Source organism: Methylobacterium sp. WL103 (assembly GCF_008039885.1).
GTDB classification, from domain to species: Bacteria; Pseudomonadota; Alphaproteobacteria; order Rhizobiales; family Beijerinckiaceae; genus Methylobacterium; species Methylobacterium cerastii.
On sequence record NZ_VRUX01000023.1, the window covers coordinates 1 to 21,758 of the forward strand.

A 21,758-nucleotide genomic window follows, 5' to 3' on the forward strand; every position below is an offset into this window, starting at 1 on the left:
CGCCGGTGACGCTCAGCTCCGACAGGACGACCTCGTCCGCCGCCGGGGCGGTCTGCGCCTCGGCCGCGGAGGCGAGGCCGGCCGTCAGCGAGACCACCGAGGCCAGCAAGCAACCGGTGGTCTCAGCGCGTCGTCGTCTCGTATCTCCGCCGTCCCAGACCATCGTTCTCGCTCGCGCTCATAGTGTCGGAGGCGATCGGCCCCGCTCGATCCCTTGGCGGATCATGGGCGGTACTTGCAATGATCGGACGAAATAAAGCGACGTATAAGCAAGATCCTTCGCGATGCGTCGCCCAAAGGGCACAACATCGATTTGGAATACTTCAAAACTATGATTTTACGATCTTGGTTTCCGCAAATGGCTCGGCTCGGTGTTTTCGGCCGACTTCGGCACCGTACAGGCTGTTCGCGCCGCCGGGTTCGCGTCGGGTCCGCGTCGGGTCCGAAGGGGCTTCGAGGATACCGGGGACAAGTCGCGGCGACGCCGACAGAGAGCTGCCTTCGCACCGCACAAGGAACCATAACCTTGGCCGTGGGTTTCGTTCATGTCCTACTCAGCCCGGGTCGGGTTAGATCCCCGAAACGCTGGCTACTCAGGAGACCTTTCGTGCGCATTGCCCAGATCGCCCCGCTCTCGGAAGCCGTACCGCCGAAGTTCTACGGCGGCACCGAGCGCGTCGTCAGCTGGATCACCGAAGAGTTGGTCCGCCAGGGCCACGACGTCACCCTGTTCGCGAGCGGCGATTCCGAGACCTCGGCCAAGCTCGCGGCCTGCACGCCCGAGGGTCTGCGCCTGCTCGGCTACCGCGACCACACCGCGAGCCACCTCGCGATGCTGCATCAGGTCCATCGCCGGGCGCACGAGTTCGATATCCTGCACTTCCACATCGACCTGCTTCAGTACCCGATGTTCGAGGACCTGAACCACAAGTGCATCACCACGATGCACGGTCGCCTCGACGTGCCGGACTTCATGCCGGTCTACAAGACTTTCACCGGGATGCCGCTGGTGTCGATCTCCGACAACCAGCGCGAGCCGATGCCGCCGAACGTCAACTGGCTGTCGACGATCCATCACGGCCTCCCGGCCCAGAACTGCCCCTATTCGCCGGAGGCCAAGGGCGGCTACCTCGCCTTCCTCGGCCGCATCTCCCCCGAGAAGCGCCCCGACCGCGCGATCGAGATGGCGATCCGCTCCGGCACGCCGCTGAAGATCGCCGCCAAGGTCGACAAGGCCGACCAGAAGTACTGGGACGAGGTCATCGAGCCGATGACCCACCACCCGCTGGTCGAGTACATCGGCGAGATCAACGAGGATCAGAAGAAGGAATTCCTCGGCAACGCCCTGGCGCTGGCCTTCCCGATCGACTGGCCGGAGCCCTTCGGCCTCGTCATGATCGAGGCGATGTCGGCCGGCACCCCGGTGATCGCCTTCCGCAACGGCTCCGTGCCGGAGGTCATCGCCGACGGCGTCAGCGGCGTCCTGTGCGAGACCATGGACGACGCGGTCGCCGCGGTCGCCAAGGTCAAGACCATGAGCCGCGCCGGCGTGCGCCGCCACTTCGAGACCGCCTTCACCGCCGAGTGCATGGTCAAGAAGTACGTCGCCGCCTACGAGCAGCTGCTTTCCGCCCGCGATTCGGTCATCGCGCTGCCGGGCGCCGCGTCCTTCGCCCCGCATTACGGCGAGATGAACGGCTCGGCCCGTCCGGCGATCTCCATCGCCGCGATGCCGGCCTGATCCCACACCTCCGGCATCCGGCTTGCTTCGGGCTGGATGCGGATGAGCTGACCGACGCGGACGAGGGTTTTCTCCGTCGGCTTGGCGTCGTACAAACGGCTCAATCAGACGGTCACCAGGGCCGCCGCATCGCAAATTCGCGATCCGGCGGCCCTTTCGATTCGCACTCCTGGATGCGCGGAGCAGGTCACGCATGGCGGACACGACGACGGCAAAGGCGCAGCTCGGCGGCGACGGATCGCGGACGGTCGCGCACGGCTTCCAGGATGCCGACGAGGTGCTGCCGCAGTACCATATCGAGGCGCAGACCTCCCTGGTCGACCGGCCGCTGCGCTCGCTGAAGTTCGGCGAGGCCTTCGCGGTGCTCGATTCCTTCGGCGACATCGGCGTGCAGCCGGGGCCGGAGGGGCTGTACTTCCAGGACACGCGCTACCTCTCGCGCCTGCACTTCACCATCGAGGGCCAGCGCCCGCTGATGCTGTCCTCGGTGATGCAGGACGACAACGGCGCGCTCTCCGTCGACATGACGACGCCGGACATCCGCCTCGACGGCGGCGACGAGATCACGCTGCCGCGCGAGATCATCGCCATCGAGCGCACCAAGTTCCTGTTCCGCGGCGCCTGCTACGACCGGATCGGCCTGCGCTCCTACGATTCGCGCCACCGGACGCTCCGGATCGAGGTGACGTTCGACGCCGACTACCGCGACCTGTTCGAGGTCCGCGGTACGGCCCGCACCAGCCGCGGCAAGCGCGCCGTGCAGGTCGCGAGCGAGCACGAGGTCCAGTTCCGCTACGTCGGCCTCGACGAGATCGTCCGCACCACCGCCCTGCATTTCGGGCCGAAGCCCAAGCTGCTCGAGCCCGGCCGCGCGGTGTTCGAGGTGACGCTCGCCCCCGAGGGCCGCGCCTCGCTGTTCGTCCGCGTGGTCTGCGAGGCGCACCGCGCCTTCACCAGCGCGCCCTCCGTCGAGAAGACCGGCGAGGACGCCGCCGCCGCGCTCTCGCTGGCCTCTGGCAGCACCGCGGTGAAGCCGCCGAAGGGCCTTTACGAGGGCATGGTCTTCGCCCGCGCCTACCGCGACGCGCGCCGGGACCTGCGCGAGCTGACCGCCGGCATCACTACGATCATCTCGTCGAACGACCAGTTCAACGAGGCCGCCTGCCGCGCCACCGCCGACCTTTACATGCTGGCCAGCCGCACGCCGGAGGGCATCTACCCGTTCGCCGGCATCCCCTGGTACTCCACGGTGTTCGGGCGCGACGGCATCATCACCGCGATGATGGCGCTGTGGATCGACCCGAAATTCGCCAAGGGCGTGCTGCGCTACCTCGCGGTGACGCAGGCCAAGGCGGTGGACCCGGCCGCCGACGCGCAGCCGGGCAAGGTGCTGCACGAGACCCGCCGCGGCGAGATGGCGATGCTCGGCGAGGTGCCGTTCCGGCACTATTACGGCACCATTGACGGCACGCCGCTCTTCGTGATGCTGGCCTCAGAATACTACGCCGTCACCGGCGACCGCGAGACGATCACCCGGATCTGGCCGGCGCTCGAGCTCGCGCTCGCCTGGATGAACGATTACGGCGACCGGGACGGCGACGGCTTCGTCGAATACGCCCGCGACACCGACAAGGGGCTCGAGAACCAGGGCTGGAAGGACAGCCACGATTCGATCTTCCACGACGACGGCCACCTCGCCAAGGGTCCGATCGCGCTGTGCGAAGTCCAGGGATACGTCTACGCCGCCAAGAACGGCATGGCCAAGCTCGCGGCGATGCTCGGCCACGACGCGATGGCCGAGACCTTGACCCTGGAGGCGGACGCCCTGAGGGATGCGTTCGACGCCGCGTTCTGGAACGGAGAGATCGGCACCTACGCCCTGGCGCTCGACGGCGAGAAGCGGCAATGCGCCGTGCGCTCGTCGAATGCGGGTCACGCCCTGTTCACCGGCATCGCCAAGCCCGAGCGGGCGGCGCAGGTGGCGGCGACGCTGCTGTCCAAGGACGGCTTCAACGGCTGGGGCGTGCGCACGATCGCCCGCGGCGAGGCGCGCTACAACCCGATGTCGTACCACAACGGCTCGATCTGGCCGCACGACAACGCGATCATCGCCATGGGGCTCGCGCGCTACGACCTCAAGCACGAGGCCGCGCGCATCTTCCAGGGCATGTTCGAGACCGCATTGTACCAGGACCAGAAGCGGCTGCCGGAACTGTTCTGCGGCTTCATGCGTCGGCGCCAGCGCGGGCCGGTTTCCTATCCGGTGGCGTGCAGCCCGCAGGCCTGGGCGGCGGCGGCGCCGTTCGCGTTCCTCTCGGCCTGCCTCGGCCTGGAGCTCGACCACGCCCGCAACCGCGTCCGCCTGCGCAACCCGATCCTGCCGGCGTTCCTCGACGGCGTCTCGCTCTACAACGTGCGGCTGGGCGAATCGCGGGTGGATCTCCGCTTCCACCGCCACGGCGACGACGTCACCGTCAGCGTGATGCGCCGCGTCGGCGACGCGCAGGTGGTGGTCCTCAAGTAGCTGCGCCGGGCATCTCGGGTGCAGGCATCTCGGGTGCAGGCATGTCGGGTGCAGGCATGTCGGCGTCGGATGTGTCGGCGTCGGGCTTGGCGACAGCCAGCACGACGCCGGCGAAGTCGCCGCGCTGCCATTGGCGCGCGACTGCGTAGGCGACGGCCTGCCCCGGGATCGCGAGCGTGACCTCGGCGGGCAGCCGGTGGCGGCGCGAGATCGCGAGCTTCGCGCCCGTCGCCGACATGTCGCGGATCACGCAAGGATGGGTCGCCCCGTCGGGGCAGACGATCGTGGCCGGCATCATCACCGCGTTGCGGCGGCCGCCGGAACGCTTCTCCGACGGCGCGGGCACGAGGCTGAGATGGCTGCCGGCCTTGGCCGGCTCGGACCCCGCCTTCGCATCCATGCCTCGGTGCTCCCCTCGCGTGCGCGACCCGTCGGGCGGCTTTTGTCCCGGCCCCATGTTGTCGTAAGCTTCGTTTCTCAAGAAGGGTTGAAGATGCAGGCTCCGCGCTCCGGGACTACGTCGTCTTGCGCGAGCAGGCCGACCTGCCCGACCATCCCCGGGCCTCCGGTCGTCGGGCGCCCGGCGTGAGCGTGCAAGCGAGCCCCCTCGATCTGGCGCAGGCGCTGCTCCGCTGCCCCTCGGTGACCCCCGAGGAGGGCGGCGCCCTGGCCCTGCTCGACCGGGTCCTCACCGAGGCCGGGTTCTCCGTCGCGCGTCCGGTCTTCTCCGAGCCCGGCACGCCCGACGTCGAGAACCTCTACGCCCGGATCGGATCGGGCGGCCCGTGCCTGCTGTTCGCCGGCCATACCGACGTGGTGCCGCCCGGCGACGCGGCGGCGTGGCGGAGCGGACCGTTCGACGGTGCGATGGCCGACGGCATCCTCTACGGGCGCGGCGCCGTCGACATGAAGGGCGGCATCGCCTGCATGCTCGCCGCCGCCCTGCGCTTCCTGCAGGCGCGCGGCCCGAATTTTTCCGGGTCGATCGCGTTCCTCGTCACGGGCGACGAGGAGGGGCCGGCGGTCAACGGGACCGTCAAGCTCCTCGATTGGGCGAAGGCCCGGGGCGAGCGCTTCGACCATTGCCTGCTCGGCGAGCCGACGAACCCGAGCACGCTCGGCGAAATGATCAAGATCGGGCGGCGCGGATCGCTCACGGGCAAGCTCACGGTCCACGGCCGGCAGGGCCACGTCGCCTACCCGCACCGGGCCGAGAACCCGATCCCGGGGATGCTGCGCCTCGCCTCGGCGCTCGCCGCCGACCCGCTCGACGGCGGCACCGCGCATTTCGACGCCTCGAACCTCGAATTCACGACGATCGACGTCGGCAACAAAGCCACCAACGTCATCCCGGCGGATGCGCGGGCGGTGTTCAACATCCGCTTCAACGAGGGCTGGGATGCCGAGACGCTCGGCGCCGAGATCCGCCGCCGCCTCGATGCGGCCGCCGGCAACGCCGTCCGCTACACCCTCGACCTCGCGCCCTCGAATTCCCCGGCCTTCCTCACGCGGCCCGACGCCTTCGTCGACCTGGTCTCGGACGCGATCGCGGCCGAGACGGGCCTGCGCCCGACGCTCTCCACGACGGGCGGCACCTCGGACGCGCGCTTCATCAAGGACGCCTGCCCGGTGATCGAGTTCGGCCTCGTCGGCGAGACGATGCACCAGGTCGACGAGTGCGTGCCGGTGGCCGACCTGGAACGGTTGACGGCGATCTACGTGCGGATGCTCGACGCCTACTTCCCAACCGGCGCCTGAGGAAGAGGCTCAGGCGCGCTCGCCCCGAATCCCGCGGCAAATCCAGCCCTTGCGCGACCGATTCCGGCACAGCACCCGGTAGCCGCCGCCGCGGAAGCGGCGGCTCTTCGAGCCGAGCCGGTCGCCGACGGCGATGTAGATCTGTCGCAGGCGCTGCACATGCGGGTCGTCGAGGCGCAACTCGATGCTCGCGCGGACGAGGGCGGCGGTGGCGGCGCGATCCTTCGGGTCGAGGGGCACCAGCGCCTCGCCGAGGATGATGCGCCCGACCTCCAGCAGAAGCGCGTCCTTGGACGGGTCCTTACCGGCGGCGAGCCGTTCGAGGTCGAACAGCGTCCGCACGCCGAGCGGCCACAGCCGCACGATCTTGTCCCGCCCGACGGAGCAGCAGAGCTGCGCCTGCGCGACCCAATCCATGATCTGGTAGACGCCGTAAGGTGTCTCGACGAACAGCATCAGGGGGTTGGCCGCAGCGAGGTTCTGCGTCGAGTGGATGTGGTGGTCGTCGAGCCGGACCCGGATCTCGCTGTCGATGCCGTCGACGATCTCGACCGGGGTGATCTTGAACGCCCGGAAGACCTCTTCTTCCTCGCGCTTGAAGTTCTTCAACTGGTCGCGCTGGATGATGCTGCGCAGGACGACCTCCGGCATGACGCCGGCGACGAAGCAGGCGGTGATGGCCGCGGCCGCCGTCACCGCGGGCGAGACCGGCACCACCAGCGTCACGAGCTGGCTTCCGAACCAGATGATCGAGGTGGAGACGATCGGCCCGAGGACGAAGCTGATGAGGATCTTGTTGGTCTCGTTGGCGATCATGCCTGGGCTGAGGTCGAAGTTCTTGATCGCGCGGTACAGGCTGCGCAAAGCCGTGATGTAGCTGCCGGCGAAGGCTGCGCAGATGCCGAGCAGCCAGACCATGCCGACGCCCGTCGGCGTCGGGTAGCTGAAGCCGCCCCAGCGCAGGCCGCTCGGCTCGGTCATATGCTCGGCGAGCACCGATAGGAGCAGGGACAGGCCGTAGAAGGTCGAGGTCGCCGCGAGGATTCCGAATGGGGCGGAGCCGATGATCCACGCGATCACCGAATAGTCCTCGCGCTTGCCGCGGGTCTCTTCCGCCCAGACCGTGCTCCGCTCGCCCTCCGCCCGGCCGGCCGCCGGGTCCCGGCTTCGGCGGGCGCCGACGAAGTACTTGTATTTCACGAACTCGAATGACGGAATCAGGTTGGTCCCGGCCGGGTCACCGATGTCGAACACGGTCGCGAGGTCGGTGATGATCTCCTGGCGGTGCTTCTTGATCGATTCCCGCACGGCGATGAAGATCAGCGGCGAGAAGAACGCGAAGCACGTCGCCAGATAGACGATGATCTGAAACGGGCCTTCCATGGTCGTCGCCCCCCCGGGTGCGCAAACAGCGCCCTCCACTTGCCGGGGGATCATCGCTCTTCGTGCTAGAAAAGCAATCTCAGATTAATTAAATGCGAAATCGTTAATCTCAGGTCGATAATCGACGCCGACGAAGCACAGCCCGTGGGCGGGGGCCATCGGGCCGCAGCGGCTGCGGTCGCGGGAGGCGAGGATGTCTGCGACGCCGGCCGCGTCGAGGCGGCCGCCGCCGGCGAGCATCAGCGTGCCGACCATGCTGCGGACCTGATGGTGCAGGAACGAGCGCGCGTCGGTCTCGACCACGATCTCCTCCATTGACCCCATCGGCCGGCGGGTCACGTCGAGGCGGTCGAGGGTGCGCATCGGGCTGTTGGCCTGGCACTCGGCGGCGCGGAAGGCGGTGAAGTCGTGCAGGCCGAGGAGGCTCTGCCCGGCCGCGTGCATCGCCGCCGCATCGAGCGGCCAGGGCACGTGCCAGACCTGGCCGCGGGTGAAGGTCGGCGGGCTGCGCCGGTCGAGGATGCGGTAGCGATAGTGCCGGCGGATCGCCCAGTGCCGGGCGTTGAACGCCGGGTCGACGACCTCTGCCGAGAGAATCGAGACCGGGACCCGCTTCAGGTGCGCGTTCAGCGCGTCGCGCACCACGTCCGTCCGCCAATCCTTGGACAGGTCGAGATGGGCGACCTGATGCGTCGCGTGCACCCCGGAATCGGTGCGCCCGGCGCAGGTCAGCCCCTGCGTCTCGCCCGAGAACCGCGTCACCGCCGCCTCGATCGCGCCCTGCACGCTCGGATCCGCGGCCTGCCGCTGCCAGCCGCGAAACGGCGCGCCGTCGTACTCGATGACGAGCTTGTAGCGCGGCATCAGGCGGCCGGTTCGGTGCGGCGAGGGGCGGCGCCCTCCACGATCCCGGTCATACCAGGCGCGCCCCGGCTTCGAGCCGCGCGCCCCGCATGAACTCCGCGCCGCTCGCGGTGCCGCCCTTGCCGGCGCGGCGGAGTTCGAGAAGCCGCACGGCGCCCGAGCCGCAGGCGACCGTGCCCTCGGAGTCGAGCAGCGTCCCGGCGGCGGCGGAGCCGGGGGCGACCACGGCCCGCAGCACCTTCACCCGCTCCGCGCCCTTGCCGAGGTCGGCCTCGAAGAAGGCGCCGGGAAACGGGCTGAGACCGTTCACATGCGCCGCGACCGCCGCGGCATCCTGCGCCCAGTCGATCCGCGCCTCGTCGTTGCTGATCTTGCGGGCGTAGAGCACGCCGACCTCGTCCTGCGGCCGGAAGGTCAGGGTCCCGGCCTCGAGCGCCCGCAGAGCCCGCGCCATCAGGTCGGCGCCGAGCGGCATCAGGGCGTCGTGCAGGTCGCCGGTGGTCATGCCGGGCCGGATCGGGATGCGGTCTTCCAGCGCCACCGGCCCGGTGTCGAGCCCGGCTTCCATCCGCATCACGCCGACGCCGCTCGTCGCGTCACCCGCCATCACCGCGCGGTGGATCGGCGCCGCCCCGCGCCAGCGCGGCAGCAGCGAGCCGTGCAGGTTGAGGCAGCCGTGGCGCGGGATGTCGAGGATCGCCTGCGGCAGCAGCATGCCGTAGGCGACGACGACGGCGACGTCGGCGCGATGCGCGGAGAAGGTCTCGGCGGCCTCTCGGTCCTTCAGGGTCGAGGGCGTCAGCACCGGAAGCCCGAGCCGGTCCGCCAGCGCGTGGACGGGGGAGGGGCGGAGCGCCATGCCGCGCCCGGCCTTGGCAGGCGCGCGGGTGTAGACCGCCGCGATCGAATGGCCGTCCTCGGCCAGCCGCGCGAGCGTCGGCACCGCGAAGTCCGGGGTGCCCATGAAGACGACGCGCATGGTTGCTGTCCGCTCAGGCCGCGTCGCGCTTGGCCGCCTTGGTGAACTTCTTCACGATCCGGTCGCGCTTGAGCTTCGACAGGTGATCGATGAACAGCACGCCGTTGAGGTGGTCGATCTCGTGCTGGATGCAGGTCGCGAGCAGGCCCGCCGCCTCGATCTCCTGCACCGCTCCGTCGAGGTCGCGGAAGCGCACGCGCACCTTGTCGGGCCGCGCGACCTCGCCGTAGACCTCGGGGATCGACAGGCAGCCCTCGTCGTAGACGCGCGTCTCCTCCGAGGCCCAGACGATCTCGGGATCGAGGAACACCTGCGGGTTGCGTGACCCCTCCTCCTTCGAGGTGTCGATCGTCACCACCCGCTTGGTCACGCCGATCTGGATCGCGGCGAGCCCGACGCCGGGGGCGTCGTACATCGTCTCCAGCATGTCCTCGGCGAGCGTGCGGATCTCCTTCGTCACGGGGCCGACCGGCTCCGACGGCAGACGCAGGCGCGCATCGGGCAGGATCACGAGGGGACGGATCGTCATGGCTCGACCGGGTGGCGGGGCAGGTGAGGGGACAGGCGTGTCGCCGGAATAGGATGCGGGGGGAGGGCGGTCAAATGCCGCCGGCGCCCTCCACTTCGGTGCGATTCAGAACGCGGTTCGGCTGCGGATCGCCGCGGTGAGCGTGCCCTCGTCGAGGTAGTCGAGCTCGCCGCCCACGGGCACGCCGTGGGCGAGCCGCGTGACCTTCAGACCGAGCGCCTTGATCGCGTCGGTGACGTAGTGGGCCGTGGTCTGCCCGTCGACGGTGGCGTTCAGCGCGATGATGATCTCGGTCACCTCAGGGTTCGCCGCCCGCTCGGCGAGGCTGGCGATGTTGAGGTGCTCCGGCCGCACGCCGTCGAGGGCCGAGAGCACGCCGCCGAGCACGTGGTAGCGCGCCTGCACCGCGCCGGAGCGCTCCAGCGCCCACAGGTCCGACACGTCCTCGACCACCACCAGCACCGTCGGGTCGCGCTTCGGGTCGCTGCAGATCGTGCACGGGTCGCAGGTGTCGACGTTTCCGCATTCCCGGCAGACGACGATGCGCTCGACCGCGACCCGCATCGCGTCGGCGAGCGGCGCGAGCAGGGTGTCGCGCTTCTTGATGAGCTGCAGGGCGGCCCGCCGCGCGGAGCGGGGGCCGAGGCCCGGCATCCGGGCGAGCAGCTGGATCAGGCGCTCGATCTCGGGGCCGGCGACGGCTTGCGGCATGAAGGGTTCGATCGTCTCGGGACGGATGGGGGGCGTCCCCTCCGATACCCGCCTTCGCGCCCGGGTTGAAGGCGGCTTGCGGTCCCACGCGCCATGCGCGTCGCGATCGGCACCTTACAGGTGTGCCGAGGCCTGACAAAGCGGCCTCCGTCTGTCCTCCTCCCTCCCGGGTCCAGGTTGACGCGATTGCCTTACCGCCTGATCCAGAACGGGCCGGGAGCGGCGAACCAGCGTGCGGCGGTCCTGTACGACCGCACGGACGCTCCCTTGATCCGGCGCCGCGCGGCCCGGACCAGCGACACGGCGCGAGCAGGGGCCCGGGAGAGAGACCATGAGCGACATCGGCGATCACAACGCGGCCCACGGCGCCGAGGCGATCGGCCTGCGCAACCTGAAGGCCGTGCACTGGAACCTGGAGGCCCCGCGCCTCTACGAGGAATCGCTGGTCCGCGGCGAGAGCCGCCTGGCGCGCGGCGGCGCGCTGGTGGCCACCACCGGCAGCCACACCGGTCGCTCGCCCAAGGACAAGTTCGTGGTCCGCGACGCGAGCACCGAGAACGAGATCTGGTGGGAGAACAACGGCGCGATCACGCCCGACCAGTTCGCCACCCTGCTCGCCGACTTCCAGGCCCACGCCGAAGGCCGCGAGCTGTTCGCGCAGGACCTCTACGGCGGCGCCGACGCAGGCTACCGGGTGAAGGCGCGGGTGTTCTCGGAATTCGCGTGGCACTCCCTGTTCATCCGCAACCTGCTGATCCGGCCAGCCCGCGCCGAGATCGCCGGGTACGTGCCGGACATGACGATCATCGACCTGCCGAGCTTCGAGGCCGACCCGGCCCGCCACGGCTGCCGCTCCAAGACCGTCATCGCCATCGATTTCACGCGCAAGATCGTGCTGATCGGCGGCTCGGCCTATGCCGGCGAGATGAAGAAGTCGGTCTTCACCTACCTGAACTACATCCTGCCGGGCGCGGGCGTGATGCCGATGCACTGCTCGGCCAACGCGGCGCTCGACGCCGAGGGCGGCTCGGCGATCTTCTTCGGGCTGTCGGGCACGGGCAAGACCACGCTCTCGAACGATTCCTCGCGAAAGTTGCTGGGCGACGACGAGCACGGCTGGAGCCCGGAGGGGATCTTCAACTTCGAGGGCGGCTGCTACGCCAAGACCATCCGCCTCTCGCGCAACGCCGAGCCCGAGATCTACGCCACCACCGAGCGCTTCGGCACGGTGATGGAAAACGTGGTGATCGATCCTGAGACGCGGATCCCCGACTTCGACGACGCCTCGCTCACCGAGAACACCCGCTGCGCCTACCCGCTCGACTTCATCGCCAACGCGAGCGACACCGGCCGCGCCGGGCACCCGAAGAACATCGTCATGCTCACCTGCGATGCGTTCGGGGTGATGCCGCCGATCGCCAAGCTCACCGGCGCGGAGGCGATGTACCACTTCCTCTCCGGCTACACCGCCAAGGTCGCGGGCACCGAGCGCGGCCTGACCGGGCCCGAGGCGACGTTCTCGACCTGCTTCGGCGCGCCGTTCATGCCGCGCCACCCGAGCACCTACGGCAACCTGCTGCGCGACCTCATCGCCCGGCACGACGTCGATTGCTGGCTCGTCAACACGGGCTGGACCGGCGGCGGCGTCGGCACCGGTCGGCGGATGCCGATCCGCGTCACCCGCCGGCTGCTCTCGGCGGTTCTCGACGGCTCCCTGTCGAAGACCGAGTTCCGCCGCGACCCGTATTTCGGCTTCGCGGTGCCGGTCTCGGTGCCCGGCGTCGAGCCGCACATCCTGCAGCCGGTCAAGACCTGGGCCAACAAGGCCGCCTTCGCCGAGACCGCGAACCGCCTCGTCGGCATGTTCAAGGAGAACTTCAAGCGCTTCGAGCAGCACGTCGACGACGACGTGCGCGCGGCCGAGCCGAACGCGCAGTCGATGGCGGCCTGAGGTCGGGTCGGGCGGCTCCGTTCGGGGTCGCCCACCCATCCAAACCCGTCATTCCGGGGCTGCGCAGCAGAGCCCGGAATCCAGAGCCGCGACGGGTCCAGGGGCGGCGCCGGAGCTTGCGATCCGGCGAACGCGGCGGCTCTGGATTCCGGGCTCGCCTTCGGCGACCCGGAATGACGGCGCGGGGGGGGCGAGGGCGCCTCAGCCTGGCCTGCGCTCGGACAGGAACGTCTTCATCCGCTCCAGCGCGCGCAAGATGTTCTCCGCCGAGTTGGCGTAGGAGAGGCGGATGTAGCCTTCGCCGTGGACGCCGAAATCCGGCCCGCCGATGACGGCGACGCCGGCTTGCTCCAGCAGCGACGCGGCCAGGGCTTTCGCCTTCCAGCCGGTGCGGCTCACGTTCGGGAAGGCGTAGAACGCGCCTTTGGGCACGATGCAGGACACGTCCGGCAGGTCGTTGAGGCCGTCGACCACGATCGTGCGGCGCCGATCGAATTCGGCGACCATCTCGGCCACGCAGTCCTGCGACCCGTCCAGCGCGGCGATGCCGGCCCACTGGGTCGCGGCGTTGACGCAGGAATGGGCGTTGACCGCGAGCTTGCGCGCCGCCTCGTAGAGCGGCTTCGGCCAGACCGACCAGCCGAGCCGCCAGCCCGTCATCGCGTACGTCTTCGACGCGCCGTCGAGGTAGATCAGCCGGTCGCGAATCTGTTCGTACCTGAGCAGCGAGTGATGCGCCTCGCCATCGTAAGTCATGGTGCCGTAGATCTCGTCCGACAGGATCGCGACGTCGGGATGGTCGGCGAGACCCTTCGCCAGGGCGTCGATCTCGGCCTTCGGCGTCACGCCGCCCGTGGGGTTCGCCGGCGAGTTGACGATGAGCAGCCGGGTCCGCGGCGTGATCAGCGCAAGGGTCTCCTCGGCCGAGAACGCGAAGCCGTTGGCCTCGCGGATCGGCACCGGCACAGGCGTCGCGCCGGTGAACTCGATCATCGACCGGTAGATCGGGAAACCGGGGTCCGGGTAGAGGATCTCGGCTCCGGGCTCGCCGAACATCAGGATCGCCATGAACATGGTGACCTTGCCGCCGGGCACGATCATCACGCTCTCAGGGGAGACCTCGACGCCGTGGCGCCGGTGGATGTCGCGGGACACCGCCTCGCGCAGGGGCAGGATGCCGGTGGCCGGCGTGTAGCCGTGGTGCCCGTCGCGCAGCGCCTGGATGCCGGCCTCGACGACGTGGGCCGGGGTTGGCATGTCGGGCTGGCCGATTCCGAGGTTGATGACGTCGCGTCCTTGAGCGGCGAGCGCGTTGGCACGGGCCAGCACCGCGAAGGCGTTCTCCTCGCCGATGCGTCCGAAGGCCGGAACGATCTGCATCATGGAAACGTCCTCCCGGTTCGCGCGGCCGGGCCGTCGAACGCCCGGCCGACCCGCCCCTTACTGCACGGAGCGTCCCGCGTGCACGGAGCGTGCCGCGGCGGGCGAGGCGATCAGTGCTTCGAGCGCTCGGCGAGCTTGCTCGCGCCGAACGACAGCGCGACGGCGATGGCGCCGAGGATCACGAAGGTCTTCACCGAGGCGTAGAACAGGGCCGGCTCGATGCCGGTGTCGGTGTAGAGCACGAGACCGATCGCGGCGAGCGGCAGCGAGATCAGGATGAAGAGCGGAACGAGCGGGTTCATGAACGGCACTCAGGTCGTGCGGGGCGGCGAAGTAACCCACGCGCTTGGACGGATCGCCCGTCCATAGCACCCCGGCGCGGTCGTGGGGACACCCGCCGCACCGTTTTTTTGCCGCGCATCGGGCCGAACCAGCCGCCGGCCTCAGGCCGGCACCCGCACCGTCGCGCGTAAGCCGCCGAGCGGACTGTCGTGGAGCGAGACGTCGCCGCCATGCGCGCGGGCGATGTCGCGGGCGATCGACAGGCCGAGCCCGGAGCCGCCCGCATCCTGGCGCGCGTCGTCGAGGCGCACGAACGGCTTGAACACCTCCTCGCGGCTTTCGACCGCGATGCCCGGGCCGTCGTCGTCGATCGAGACGAAGAACGCCCGCGCCTCGGCCCGGCCTGAGATCGCCACCGTCTCGCCGTAGCGGGCGGCGTTGGCGGCGAGGTTGAACAGGCAGCGCCGGAACGCGTCGGGCCGCACGGTGACGGAGGGCGACCCGGCGAGCTCGAAATCCGAGACCTGGGCGCCCAGGCGTTCCACGTCGGTGCGCAGGTCCTCGAGCAGGGCGCGCATGTCGGTGGGCGCCGCGTTCTCCGCCGAATCGCCGCGGGCGAAGGCGAGGTAGCCCTCCAACATGCGGCTCATCTCGTCGACGTCGCGCGAGAGCTCGTCGATCTCCGGGCTCTGGTCGATCAGAGCGAGGGAGAGCCGGAACCGGGTGATGATCGTGCGCAGGTCGTGGCTCACGCCGTTGAGCATCGTCGTGCGTTGCTCCATCGCGCGCTCGATGCGGCGCTTCATCTCGATGAAGGCGTGGCCGGCCTGCCGGACCTCGCGGGCGCCGCGGGGGCGGAACTCGATCTCGCGGCCCTTGCCGAACCCTTCCGCCACCGCGGCGAGCCGCAGGATCGGCTTGATCTGGTTGCGCAGGAACAGGATCGCGACGCCGAGCAGCACCATCGACGAGCCGATCATCCACACCAGGAAGATGTGCGAGTTCGAGGCGTAGGCCTGGGAGCGGCGCGCGGTGATGCGCATCACCCCGTCGGGAATCGCGACGCGAATCTCGATCAGGTTCGATCGGCCGACGGTGTCGATCCAGAACGGGCGGCCGATCTGGCGCTTCAGCTCGTCCGACAGCGCCTCGTCGAGGATCGAGAAGAACGGCCGCGGCCCGGGCGGCGGGATCTTGGCGCCCTTCAGGATGTCGAGGTCGAGGTTCAGCCGCTCGCCGGCGATGCGCGAGAGTGTCTCGGTGTCCTTGTCCTGGGGGTAGACCTCGTAGATGTCGATCAGCGCCGCGACGTCGGCCGTGACCGCCGAGGACAGGCGCTTGGTCACCAGCTGCCAGTGCCGCTCCATGAAGGTGTAGGCGATCACCGATTGCAGCAGCACCACCGGCGCGATGATGATGATCAGCGACCGGGCGTAGAGGCCCTTCGGCAGCAGGTCGCCGACGGCGCGCGAGACCCGCTTCCACAGGGTCCGCGGGTTAGCCAGCCGGCGCGAGGCCGAGCGGCGCGCGGGCGCGAGGTCCGGCGCGTTCACGGCGCGCGCCTGTCGGTGGCGAAGGATGTCGGGGCCGGCGGAAGGCGGCGCATCGGGCGGGGGTCCGGGCGAGGCCCCGGGATCGGGACGTCTCGGCCTTATGCCACCCCCGACGCGGCGCTCCAATGCGCGCCTGGTCCCGCGGTCGATCAGGTCGCGGGCGCCGGGCAGCACGAGGCCGCGGTCAGCCCGTCCTCGCGGACCTCGTGGGTGCCGGCCTCGGTGCTGCGGATGCGATAGCCCGGCGCGCCGGCATCGGCCGGCAGCAGGCCGATCACCTCGAAGATGCGGTTGCCGTTGCGGGCCGCCGCGAGGTCGCGGCGGCGGACGAGTTGTCCGAGATGAAACTTGTGGCCCATGTCGTGCCCTCCCACGCTCGCGCTCCCTTACGCATCGCGGGGCGGCTTCGGTTTCGCCTCGGGGATCGGGGACCGCGAGAGCGAGAGGATCGTCCGCTGCGGACGCCCGGACTTCTGGGCGATGTCCTCGTCCTGCGCCGAGATCACCTCGCGAGCCGGATCGTCGCCGTCGAGGCCGCCGAGGATTTCCATCGGGACGCGGCGGTTGGAGGCCTGCGAACCGTCCTCGTAGACCACGTCGAACAGCACGGAGCCCCGCTCCTGCGGCCTTTGCCTGGTGCGCTTACTCATTGCCTGCTTGGGGTTGGGGCCGACGTGAAACGCCGCCCGGGGATGGAACGGCTCCCGGTCCGGAGACGGGGCACGAAACGCCGCCCGGTCCGTCCCGCAAGAGCCGCGTGCGGCCGGCAGACGAGGCCGTGGCCGGCACGGAGCGTGAGATGGCGCAGGATCGGGCGTTTGGCAACGCACGGCACGCCCGCGCGCCCTGCAGACGTCGCGCAGACGTGACTCGCTGGCGGTGGTGTCGGTCTGATCAGCCGGCGAGGGACAGCTCGCTCTCGGTCGCGGCGCGCTCGCCGGCCGAGGACTTGATCCGGTAGCCCGGCTCGCCGGTGCGGTCCTCGGGCATCAGGCGGACGATCTCGCAGAGCAGGCCGGACGCGTCGTCCTTCACGGAGCCGAAGCCGCCGCGCGACTGACGGACACGCTGGCCGAGCTTGAACTTGTGGGACATCGAACATCACTCCTGGTCGCCGCGACGCCGGGTATCGAACCCGGGACGGGCGCGACGGATGCGGAGACGGATTCGGCTAGGGCTGAGGGCGCCGGCCCGAACGCCCGCGGGGTGAACCGCTGGCGGAGGGGCCGTCGCCGGGTTTCGGCTCGGCGAGCCGGTCTCGGTCTTACTTGCGGGCGCGGAGCTTGCGGGCGGCGAAGCGGGCGTCGCGCGCCTCCTTCTGCTCGGCGGCGAGGGCGGCCTGGCGCTCGGCCTTCTCTGCGGCGATGCGCAGCACCTCGGCGGCTTCGAACTCGCGCTGGGCCTTCGCCTCGGCGATCCGCTGGACCTCGGCGGCGAGCCGGGCGGCCTCGCGCTCCTTGTTGCGCTCCTCGCGGGCCTCGATCACGGCCTGGCGCTCGGCCTGGCGGGCGACCACGGCGGGATCGTCGGCGGCCGGCCGCGAACGATAGCGCGCCAGCATCGCTTCCCGCGCCTTCGCAGCGGTCTCGAGCCGGTCGGAGAACTGGTTGTCCTTGGATTGATTCACACAAGATCCTTATGCGCCACCGGCCCCATGCCGGATGCGGTCAGACGGGTCGGACCGAGGCGTACAGGTCGTCGCCTGCGGGGCTCGGCGGTGGTCGGCCCCCAGCGCTTGGCTGAAGGCGGTCCGCGGCGAGGTCGCCTCGCCGTGATTCGGTCGCGCCGTTCAGAAACGCGCGAAGCCGTCCCGGGTGGGACGGCTTCGACAACGATCCGAGGCGAACTCGGGTTCAGGCTGCCTGGAGGCTGCCGGCGGACTGCTTGCCGCTGCGACGGTCGGTCTCCATCTCGTAGGAGATCTTCTGGCCCTCGGTCAGGCCGCGCATGCCAGCGCGCTCGACAGCCGAGATGTGCACGAAGACGTCCTTGCCGCCGTCATCCGGCTGGATGAAGCCGAAGCCCTTCTGATCGTTGAACCACTTGACGGTGCCGGTGCTCATAGAAAATTCCGTATCTTATCAGGCGTCATAAGCCGACCGGCGCATGTGAATCACGCGCCAGGTCGCTAATCGTCGAATTGTGGGAGAAAACACAGCGCACGACCATTACGGGCGGAGCGGCCGGATATCTGACCAGAAGTCGATGTTGTACTTTTTGCACACCCCGCGACATTTTGCAAACACCAACCGGCACGAACACGAAAGCGTGCCCGGCCGAGCGATGTCGCCGCCGCTCGAACCCGCGGTGCGTCGCCCGCGAATCCTCGGAGCGATCACGCGAAAGCGTGCTAGGTTGAAGCCATGCCCGCCACGCGCTCGTGCGGACGGTCTCTTCCTTCGAGGTGGACATGGCGCGCACCCCCGAGACCGGTGATTCCTCGGTCGTCTCGATGGCGGAGTACGACAAGCGCGCCAAGCGCATCGCCGGGAACACCGGCGCGATCGCCGAGGACCTGAAGAAGAGCCGCCAGGCGACGAGCCTGCGCCTGATCGAGACCGCCGAGCGCAAGGCCTCGACCCCGCGCCTGACGCTCGTCGAATCGGGCGACGAGCCGGCTGGCGCGGAGTAGGGCGCCGGAGCATTTTCAAGCGACGTGGATGCCGGCTCGCGTGGAGACGATGCGACCGCACGGATAATGCTCTAGGCGCCGGCCAGGCTCCGGCGCGCGCGGCGGCGCTGCAGGAGGAGGCTGGCGGCGAGCGCCGTGCCGATCACCAGCGCCGAAACCGCCGTCGTCAGGCTTCCCAGCGCATAGATCTCCGGCGTCGTCACCGTGGTGGTGAGCCCCTGGAGTTCGAGCGGCAGGGAGTTGCGGCCGCCGATCGCGTGGCTGGTGCGGGCGAGTTCGTCGAAGGACAGGGTGAAACCGAACAGTGCGACGCCGACCAGTGCGGGGGCCAGGATCGGCACCACGACGTGGCGCAGCGTCTGCGCCCCGGTCGCGCCGAGGTCGCGCGCCGCCTCCTCGTAGGCCGGATCGAACCGGTTGAAGACCGCGAACATGATCAGCAGGCCGAAGGGCAGCGTCCAGGTCAGGTGAGCGCCGAGCGCCGAGCTGTAGAGCCCCATCGCGGTGCCGTGGTCCTGCAGCCAGCCCCAGCCTGTGGCGGCGGCCAGCGCGTTGATCGCGTCGTCGACCAGCCGGAACTCGAGGCCGATCCCGAGGGAGACCACGATCGAGGGCACGATCAGGCTCGCCACCGCGATGGCGAAGAGCGCGTTGGCGCCGCGAAAGCCCTTGCGGAAGGCGAGGCCCGCGAAGAACGCCAGCACGACGGTGAGCACCATCACCACGAAGCCGAGCCGGAGCGAGCGCCCGAACGCCGCCCAGATGTCGACGATGCCGCCGCCGGCCCAGAGCTTGCCGAACCAGTGCGTCGAGACGCCGTTCATCGGGAAGGTCAGCCCACCCTGCGGGCCCTGGAAGCTCAGCGCCAGGATCGTCAGGGTCGGGCCGTAGAGGAACAGCACGTAGAGCGCGAAGAACGCCGCCAGCGCGGTGAAGGCCAGGCCTCGGGGGCGGTCGCTCACGGCTACAGCTCCTTGCGCAGGTCGATCACCCGGGTCAGCCCGAGGATCATCATCAACACGGCAGCCAGCAGCACCACGGCGTTGGCGGCCGCCGCCGGGAATTGCAGGTACGACATCTGGACCTGGATCACCTTGCCCACGGAGGCGATCTGCTGCCCGCCCATCACGCCCACCGTGACGAAGTCGCCCATCACCAGGGTCAGCACGAAGATGGTGCCGATGGCGATGCCCGGCTTGCACAGGGGGACGACGACGCTCCACAGGGTCTGCCAGCCGGTGGCGCCCGCATCGTAGGCCGCCTCGATCAGCGACCGGTCGATCCGCGCCATGCTGTTGAAGATCGGCACGATCATGAACACCGTGTAGAGGTGCACGAAGGCCAGCGTCACCGAGAAGTCGGAATACAGCAGTCCCTCGATCGGCCGCTCGATCACCCCGAGGCTGCGGAGCGTGTCGTTGACGAGGCCGTTGCGCCCGAGCAGCGGGATCCACGAGATCATGCGGATCACGTTCGAGGTCCAGAACGGGATCGTGCACAGCAGGAATAGCGCCATCTGCACCGCGCGCGAACGGACGTGGAAGGCGAGGAAGTACGCCACCGGGAACCCGACCATCAGCGTGAAGGCCAGCGTCAGCGCGCAGAACTTCAGGGTCGAGAGGTAGGTCCGCACCGTCGTGCACGGGTCGGCGAGGTTGCCGCACCCCTCGAACACGTCGCGGTAGTTCTGCAGCGTGAAGGCCGGGATGATCTCGTATTCGTTGTATTCCCAGAAGCTGACCATCAGCGTCAGCAGCAGCGGGATCGCGAGGAAGACCACGAACACCAGCGCCATCGGCGCCGCCTGGAGGTAGGGCAGGCGCCGGCGCGGGCGGGCGGGCGTCTCGGTTTGCTCCGTCTTCGCCGGGGCGTCGGCAAGCGCGGGAAGCGCCACGTCGCTCATTGCGAGACCTCCGACCGATGGAGCGCGCGCTCTTCCCTCCCCCCGCTGCGGGGGAGGGTACCCTGCGCAGCAGGGGGGGAGAGGAGAGCGCCGTATCCGGCGCTGTCGCTCCCCTCTCCCGACCCTCGCTGATGCGAGGCCCACCCTTCCCCGAAGAGGGGGGAGGGAAGCGGCGTCGCGGATATGGAAAGAACCCGCGTCACGCCGCGATGAACTCATTCCACTTGCGGACCATGTAGGTGTTCTCGTCCATCACCGCGTTCCAGCACGCCACCGCGCCCATGCGGGCCTCGAAGGAGCCGCCGTCGCGGGTGGCGCCGGCCTTTTCGAGCAGGCCGCCGTCGGGGCCGTGGATGTCCTTCTCGGCCGGCTTGCCCTCCATCCAGTAGGCCCACTCGTAGGGCTCCATCTGGGTCTTGGCGGTCTCGGGAACGGCGGAATAGTAGCCCTGGCGGTTGAGGTAGGCGCCGGCCCAGCCCGAGAGGAACCAGTTGACGAAGTCGTAGGCCGCATCGAGCTTGCGGCCGGTCAGCGTCTTCGGCAGGCCGAAGCCGGTGGCCCAGGCGCGGTAGCCTTCCTTCAGCGGCTGGTAGGTGCAGGCGACGCCCTGCGTCCGCACCTTGGTGACGGCGGGCGACCACATCGACTGGATCACCGTCTCGCCCGACGCCATCAGGTTCACGGATTCGTTGAAGTCCTGCCAGAAGGCGCGGAACTGGCCGGCGCGCTTGGCCTCGATCAGGAGCTTGATCGTGCGGTCGATCTCCGCCTTCGTCATGTTGCCCTTGTCGCCGTAGGTGTAGTCGCCGGTCGCCTCCACCACCATCGCCGCGTCCATGATGCCGATGGAGGGGATGTTGAGGATCGAGGCGCGTCCCTTGAACTCGGGATTCAGGAGCTCCCTCCAGCTGGTGATCGGGCGCTTGATCAGGTCGGGGCGGATGCCCAAGGTGTCGGCGTTGTAGGTGGTCGGGATCAGGGTGATCCACTCCGTCGGCGACGAGGCGAAGGACTTGCCGGTCTGGCCTTCGAGGTAGAACACCTTCTTCGGCGCGGTGCCCTGGTCGCCGATCGCCTTGCCGGCGATCTCGCCCTTGGTGAAGATCGGCGTGATCTTGTCCGCGTTCTTGATCCGGCGCGCATCCATGCCGAGGATGTTGCCCGAGGGGACGATCTTCTTCAGGCTGAAAAACTCGGTGTCGATCAGATCGAACGAGTTCGGCTGCGTCACCGCCCGCTTGGTGACCTCGTCGGTGACGACTGGGATGTACTCGATCGTGATCCCGAGATCCTCCTTCACCTTGCGGGCGATGTCGCCGGACTGGTTCACGGCGGTGCCGAGATAGCGCAGCGTCACCGGCTCGGCGGCGTGGACGGCGGGAAACCCGGTGATCGGCCCGGCCGCGAGCGCGGTGCCTGCCCCCTGGAGCAGCGTGCGCCGCGTGAACTTGATGCCGTTGGTCATCCGCGTGCTTTCCTTAGTCTATGTTGAGCGGTCGCGTCAGGCGTCGAGGCGGTGGGCGGCGTCCGGGTCCCAGCCGAGCGCGACCCGGTCGCCCGGCGCC

The 21,758-nt window shown here is 69.4% G+C and carries 22 protein-coding genes; 5 read left to right on the top strand and 17 right to left on the bottom strand.

What is annotated here, in order from left to right; translation table 11 throughout:
- Positions 1–607 precede the first annotated feature (607 nt).
- Positions 608–1,741, top strand: a complete 1,134-nt coding sequence (locus FV222_RS03225; RefSeq protein ID WP_147761430.1) for a glycosyltransferase family 4 protein — start codon at positions 608–610, stop codon at positions 1,739–1,741.
- Positions 1,742–1,934: 193 nt separating this feature from the next.
- The gene (locus tag FV222_RS03230; RefSeq protein WP_147812974.1) at positions 1,935–4,265 is read left to right on the top strand and encodes a glycogen debranching N-terminal domain-containing protein; all 2,331 of its coding nucleotides are present in this window, start codon (positions 1,935–1,937) and stop codon (positions 4,263–4,265) included.
- On the opposite strand, the gene FV222_RS03235 is transcribed toward FV222_RS03230, so the two are convergent.
- Complete coding sequence (locus FV222_RS03235; RefSeq protein WP_147812975.1) at positions 4,258–4,665, bottom strand: hypothetical protein; 408 nt, start codon at positions 4,663–4,665, stop codon at positions 4,258–4,260. The genes FV222_RS03230 and FV222_RS03235 overlap by 8 nt on opposite strands.
- Positions 4,666–4,850: 185 nt before the next feature.
- Between FV222_RS03235 and dapE the strand changes: the two genes are divergently transcribed.
- Entirely contained in the window at positions 4,851–6,023 is a 1,173-nt protein-coding gene (gene dapE, locus FV222_RS03240; protein WP_147761462.1) for a succinyl-diaminopimelate desuccinylase, read from the top strand.
- Between the two features lie 9 nt (positions 6,024–6,032).
- Here dapE and FV222_RS03245 read toward each other — a convergent pair whose 3' ends face one another.
- The 5 genes from FV222_RS03245 to recR all read right to left on the bottom strand — a co-directional run bounded on the left by FV222_RS03245 (position 6,033) and on the right by recR (position 10,489).
- On the bottom strand, positions 6,033–7,406 hold the full coding sequence (locus FV222_RS03245; RefSeq protein ID WP_147761427.1) for a hypothetical protein: 1,374 nt from the start codon (positions 7,404–7,406) through the stop codon (positions 6,033–6,035).
- Between the two features lie 84 nt (positions 7,407–7,490).
- A complete protein-coding gene (gene truA, locus FV222_RS03250; protein WP_147761426.1) occupies positions 7,491–8,270 on the bottom strand; it encodes a tRNA pseudouridine(38-40) synthase TruA in 780 nt (259 codons plus the stop codon).
- 49 nt (positions 8,271–8,319) lie between these two features.
- Positions 8,320–9,249 (bottom strand): methionyl-tRNA formyltransferase, encoded by a 930-nt coding sequence (gene fmt / locus FV222_RS03255; RefSeq protein WP_147761425.1) that lies wholly within the window; start codon positions 9,247–9,249, stop codon positions 8,320–8,322.
- A 13-nt stretch (positions 9,250–9,262) separates the two neighbouring features.
- Positions 9,263–9,778, bottom strand: a complete 516-nt coding sequence (locus FV222_RS03260) for a peptide deformylase (protein ID WP_147761424.1) — start codon at positions 9,776–9,778, stop codon at positions 9,263–9,265.
- A gap of 105 nt (positions 9,779–9,883) precedes the next feature.
- A complete protein-coding gene (recR, locus tag FV222_RS03265) occupies positions 9,884–10,489 on the bottom strand; it encodes a recombination mediator RecR (protein WP_147761423.1) in 606 nt (201 codons plus the stop codon).
- 331 nt (positions 10,490–10,820) lie between these two features.
- Here recR and FV222_RS03270 point away from each other — a divergent pair, with 331 nt between their 5' ends.
- A complete protein-coding gene (locus FV222_RS03270; RefSeq protein ID WP_147761422.1) occupies positions 10,821–12,440 on the top strand; it encodes a phosphoenolpyruvate carboxykinase in 1,620 nt (539 codons plus the stop codon).
- A gap of 201 nt (positions 12,441–12,641) precedes the next feature.
- Here the strand turns inward: FV222_RS03270 and FV222_RS03275 are convergent, their stop codons facing one another.
- The 8 genes from FV222_RS03275 to FV222_RS03310 form a co-directional block, all read right to left on the bottom strand.
- The gene (locus tag FV222_RS03275; protein ID WP_147761421.1) at positions 12,642–13,823 is read right to left on the bottom strand and encodes a pyridoxal phosphate-dependent aminotransferase; all 1,182 of its coding nucleotides are present in this window, start codon (positions 13,821–13,823) and stop codon (positions 12,642–12,644) included.
- Between the two features lie 110 nt (positions 13,824–13,933).
- Entirely contained in the window at positions 13,934–14,125 is a 192-nt protein-coding gene (locus tag FV222_RS03280) for a hypothetical protein (protein ID WP_147751313.1), read from the bottom strand.
- A gap of 141 nt (positions 14,126–14,266) precedes the next feature.
- A complete protein-coding gene (locus tag FV222_RS03285) occupies positions 14,267–15,610 on the bottom strand; it encodes an ATP-binding protein (RefSeq protein ID WP_246685301.1) in 1,344 nt (447 codons plus the stop codon).
- A gap of 197 nt (positions 15,611–15,807) precedes the next feature.
- Positions 15,808–16,017, bottom strand: coding sequence for a hypothetical protein (locus FV222_RS03290; RefSeq protein ID WP_147751315.1), 210 nt, complete (start codon positions 16,015–16,017; stop codon positions 15,808–15,810).
- A 27-nt stretch (positions 16,018–16,044) separates the two neighbouring features.
- Entirely contained in the window at positions 16,045–16,308 is a 264-nt protein-coding gene (locus tag FV222_RS03295; RefSeq protein ID WP_147751316.1) for a hypothetical protein, read from the bottom strand.
- Positions 16,309–16,552: 244 nt separating this feature from the next.
- A complete protein-coding gene (locus FV222_RS03300) occupies positions 16,553–16,753 on the bottom strand; it encodes a hypothetical protein (RefSeq protein WP_147751317.1) in 201 nt (66 codons plus the stop codon).
- 169 nt (positions 16,754–16,922) lie between these two features.
- Positions 16,923–17,285 carry a DUF6481 family protein gene (locus FV222_RS03305; RefSeq protein WP_147751318.1) on the bottom strand — a complete coding sequence of 121 codons (363 nt, stop codon included), beginning with the start codon at positions 17,283–17,285 and terminating at the stop codon, positions 16,923–16,925.
- Between the two features lie 226 nt (positions 17,286–17,511).
- Positions 17,512–17,721, bottom strand: a complete 210-nt coding sequence (locus tag FV222_RS03310) for a cold-shock protein (RefSeq protein ID WP_147726903.1) — start codon at positions 17,719–17,721, stop codon at positions 17,512–17,514.
- Positions 17,722–18,068: 347 nt separating this feature from the next.
- On the opposite strand from FV222_RS03310, the gene FV222_RS03315 reads away from it, so the two are divergent.
- Positions 18,069–18,290, top strand: coding sequence for a hypothetical protein (locus tag FV222_RS03315; RefSeq protein WP_147751319.1), 222 nt, complete (start codon positions 18,069–18,071; stop codon positions 18,288–18,290).
- Positions 18,291–18,361: 71 nt separating this feature from the next.
- On the opposite strand, the gene FV222_RS03320 is transcribed toward FV222_RS03315, so the two are convergent.
- The 3 genes from FV222_RS03320 to FV222_RS03335 form a co-directional block, all read right to left on the bottom strand.
- Positions 18,362–19,252 carry an ABC transporter permease gene (locus tag FV222_RS03320; protein WP_147812976.1) on the bottom strand — a complete coding sequence of 297 codons (891 nt, stop codon included), beginning with the start codon at positions 19,250–19,252 and terminating at the stop codon, positions 18,362–18,364.
- A 2-nt stretch (positions 19,253–19,254) separates the two neighbouring features.
- Positions 19,255–20,193, bottom strand: a complete 939-nt coding sequence (locus FV222_RS03325) for an ABC transporter permease (protein ID WP_147761418.1) — start codon at positions 20,191–20,193, stop codon at positions 19,255–19,257.
- 199 nt (positions 20,194–20,392) lie between these two features.
- Positions 20,393–21,658, bottom strand: a complete 1,266-nt coding sequence (locus tag FV222_RS03335; RefSeq protein WP_147761417.1) for an extracellular solute-binding protein — start codon at positions 21,656–21,658, stop codon at positions 20,393–20,395.
- Positions 21,659–21,758 lie beyond the last annotated feature (100 nt).

Bases quoted from the DNA above. Each gene is read 5' to 3' on its own strand.
- FV222_RS03310 (WP_147726903.1), bottom strand. From the start codon at position 17,721: ATGAGCACCGGCACCGTCAAGTGGTTCAACGATCAGAAGGGCTTCGGC.
- FV222_RS03260 (WP_147761424.1), bottom strand. From the start codon at position 9,778: ATGACGATCCGTCCCCTCGTGATCCTGCCCGATGCGCGCCTGCGTCTG.
- FV222_RS03275 (WP_147761421.1), bottom strand. From the start codon at position 13,823: ATGATGCAGATCGTTCCGGCCTTCGGACGCATCGGCGAGGAGAACGCC.
- FV222_RS03335 (WP_147761417.1), bottom strand. From the start codon at position 21,658: ATGACCAACGGCATCAAGTTCACGCGGCGCACGCTGCTCCAGGGGGCA.
- FV222_RS03300 (WP_147751317.1), bottom strand. From the start codon at position 16,753: ATGTCCCACAAGTTCAAGCTCGGCCAGCGTGTCCGTCAGTCGCGCGGC.
- FV222_RS03270 (WP_147761422.1), top strand. From the start codon at position 10,821: ATGAGCGACATCGGCGATCACAACGCGGCCCACGGCGCCGAGGCGATC.
- FV222_RS03280 (WP_147751313.1), bottom strand. From the start codon at position 14,125: ATGAACCCGCTCGTTCCGCTCTTCATCCTGATCTCGCTGCCGCTCGCC.
- FV222_RS03235 (WP_147812975.1), bottom strand. From the start codon at position 4,665: ATGGATGCGAAGGCGGGGTCCGAGCCGGCCAAGGCCGGCAGCCATCTC.
- truA (WP_147761426.1), bottom strand. From the start codon at position 8,270: ATGCCGCGCTACAAGCTCGTCATCGAGTACGACGGCGCGCCGTTTCGC.
- FV222_RS03325 (WP_147761418.1), bottom strand. From the start codon at position 20,193: ATGAGCGACGTGGCGCTTCCCGCGCTTGCCGACGCCCCGGCGAAGACG.
- recR (WP_147761423.1), bottom strand. From the start codon at position 10,489: ATGCCGCAAGCCGTCGCCGGCCCCGAGATCGAGCGCCTGATCCAGCTG.
- FV222_RS03245 (WP_147761427.1), bottom strand. From the start codon at position 7,406: ATGGAAGGCCCGTTTCAGATCATCGTCTATCTGGCGACGTGCTTCGCG.
- FV222_RS03290 (WP_147751315.1), bottom strand. From the start codon at position 16,017: ATGGGCCACAAGTTTCATCTCGGACAACTCGTCCGCCGCCGCGACCTC.
- FV222_RS03315 (WP_147751319.1), top strand. From the start codon at position 18,069: ATGGCGCGCACCCCCGAGACCGGTGATTCCTCGGTCGTCTCGATGGCG.
- fmt (WP_147761425.1), bottom strand. From the start codon at position 9,249: ATGCGCGTCGTCTTCATGGGCACCCCGGACTTCGCGGTGCCGACGCTC.
- FV222_RS03295 (WP_147751316.1), bottom strand. From the start codon at position 16,308: ATGAGTAAGCGCACCAGGCAAAGGCCGCAGGAGCGGGGCTCCGTGCTG.
- FV222_RS03230 (WP_147812974.1), top strand. From the start codon at position 1,935: ATGGCGGACACGACGACGGCAAAGGCGCAGCTCGGCGGCGACGGATCG.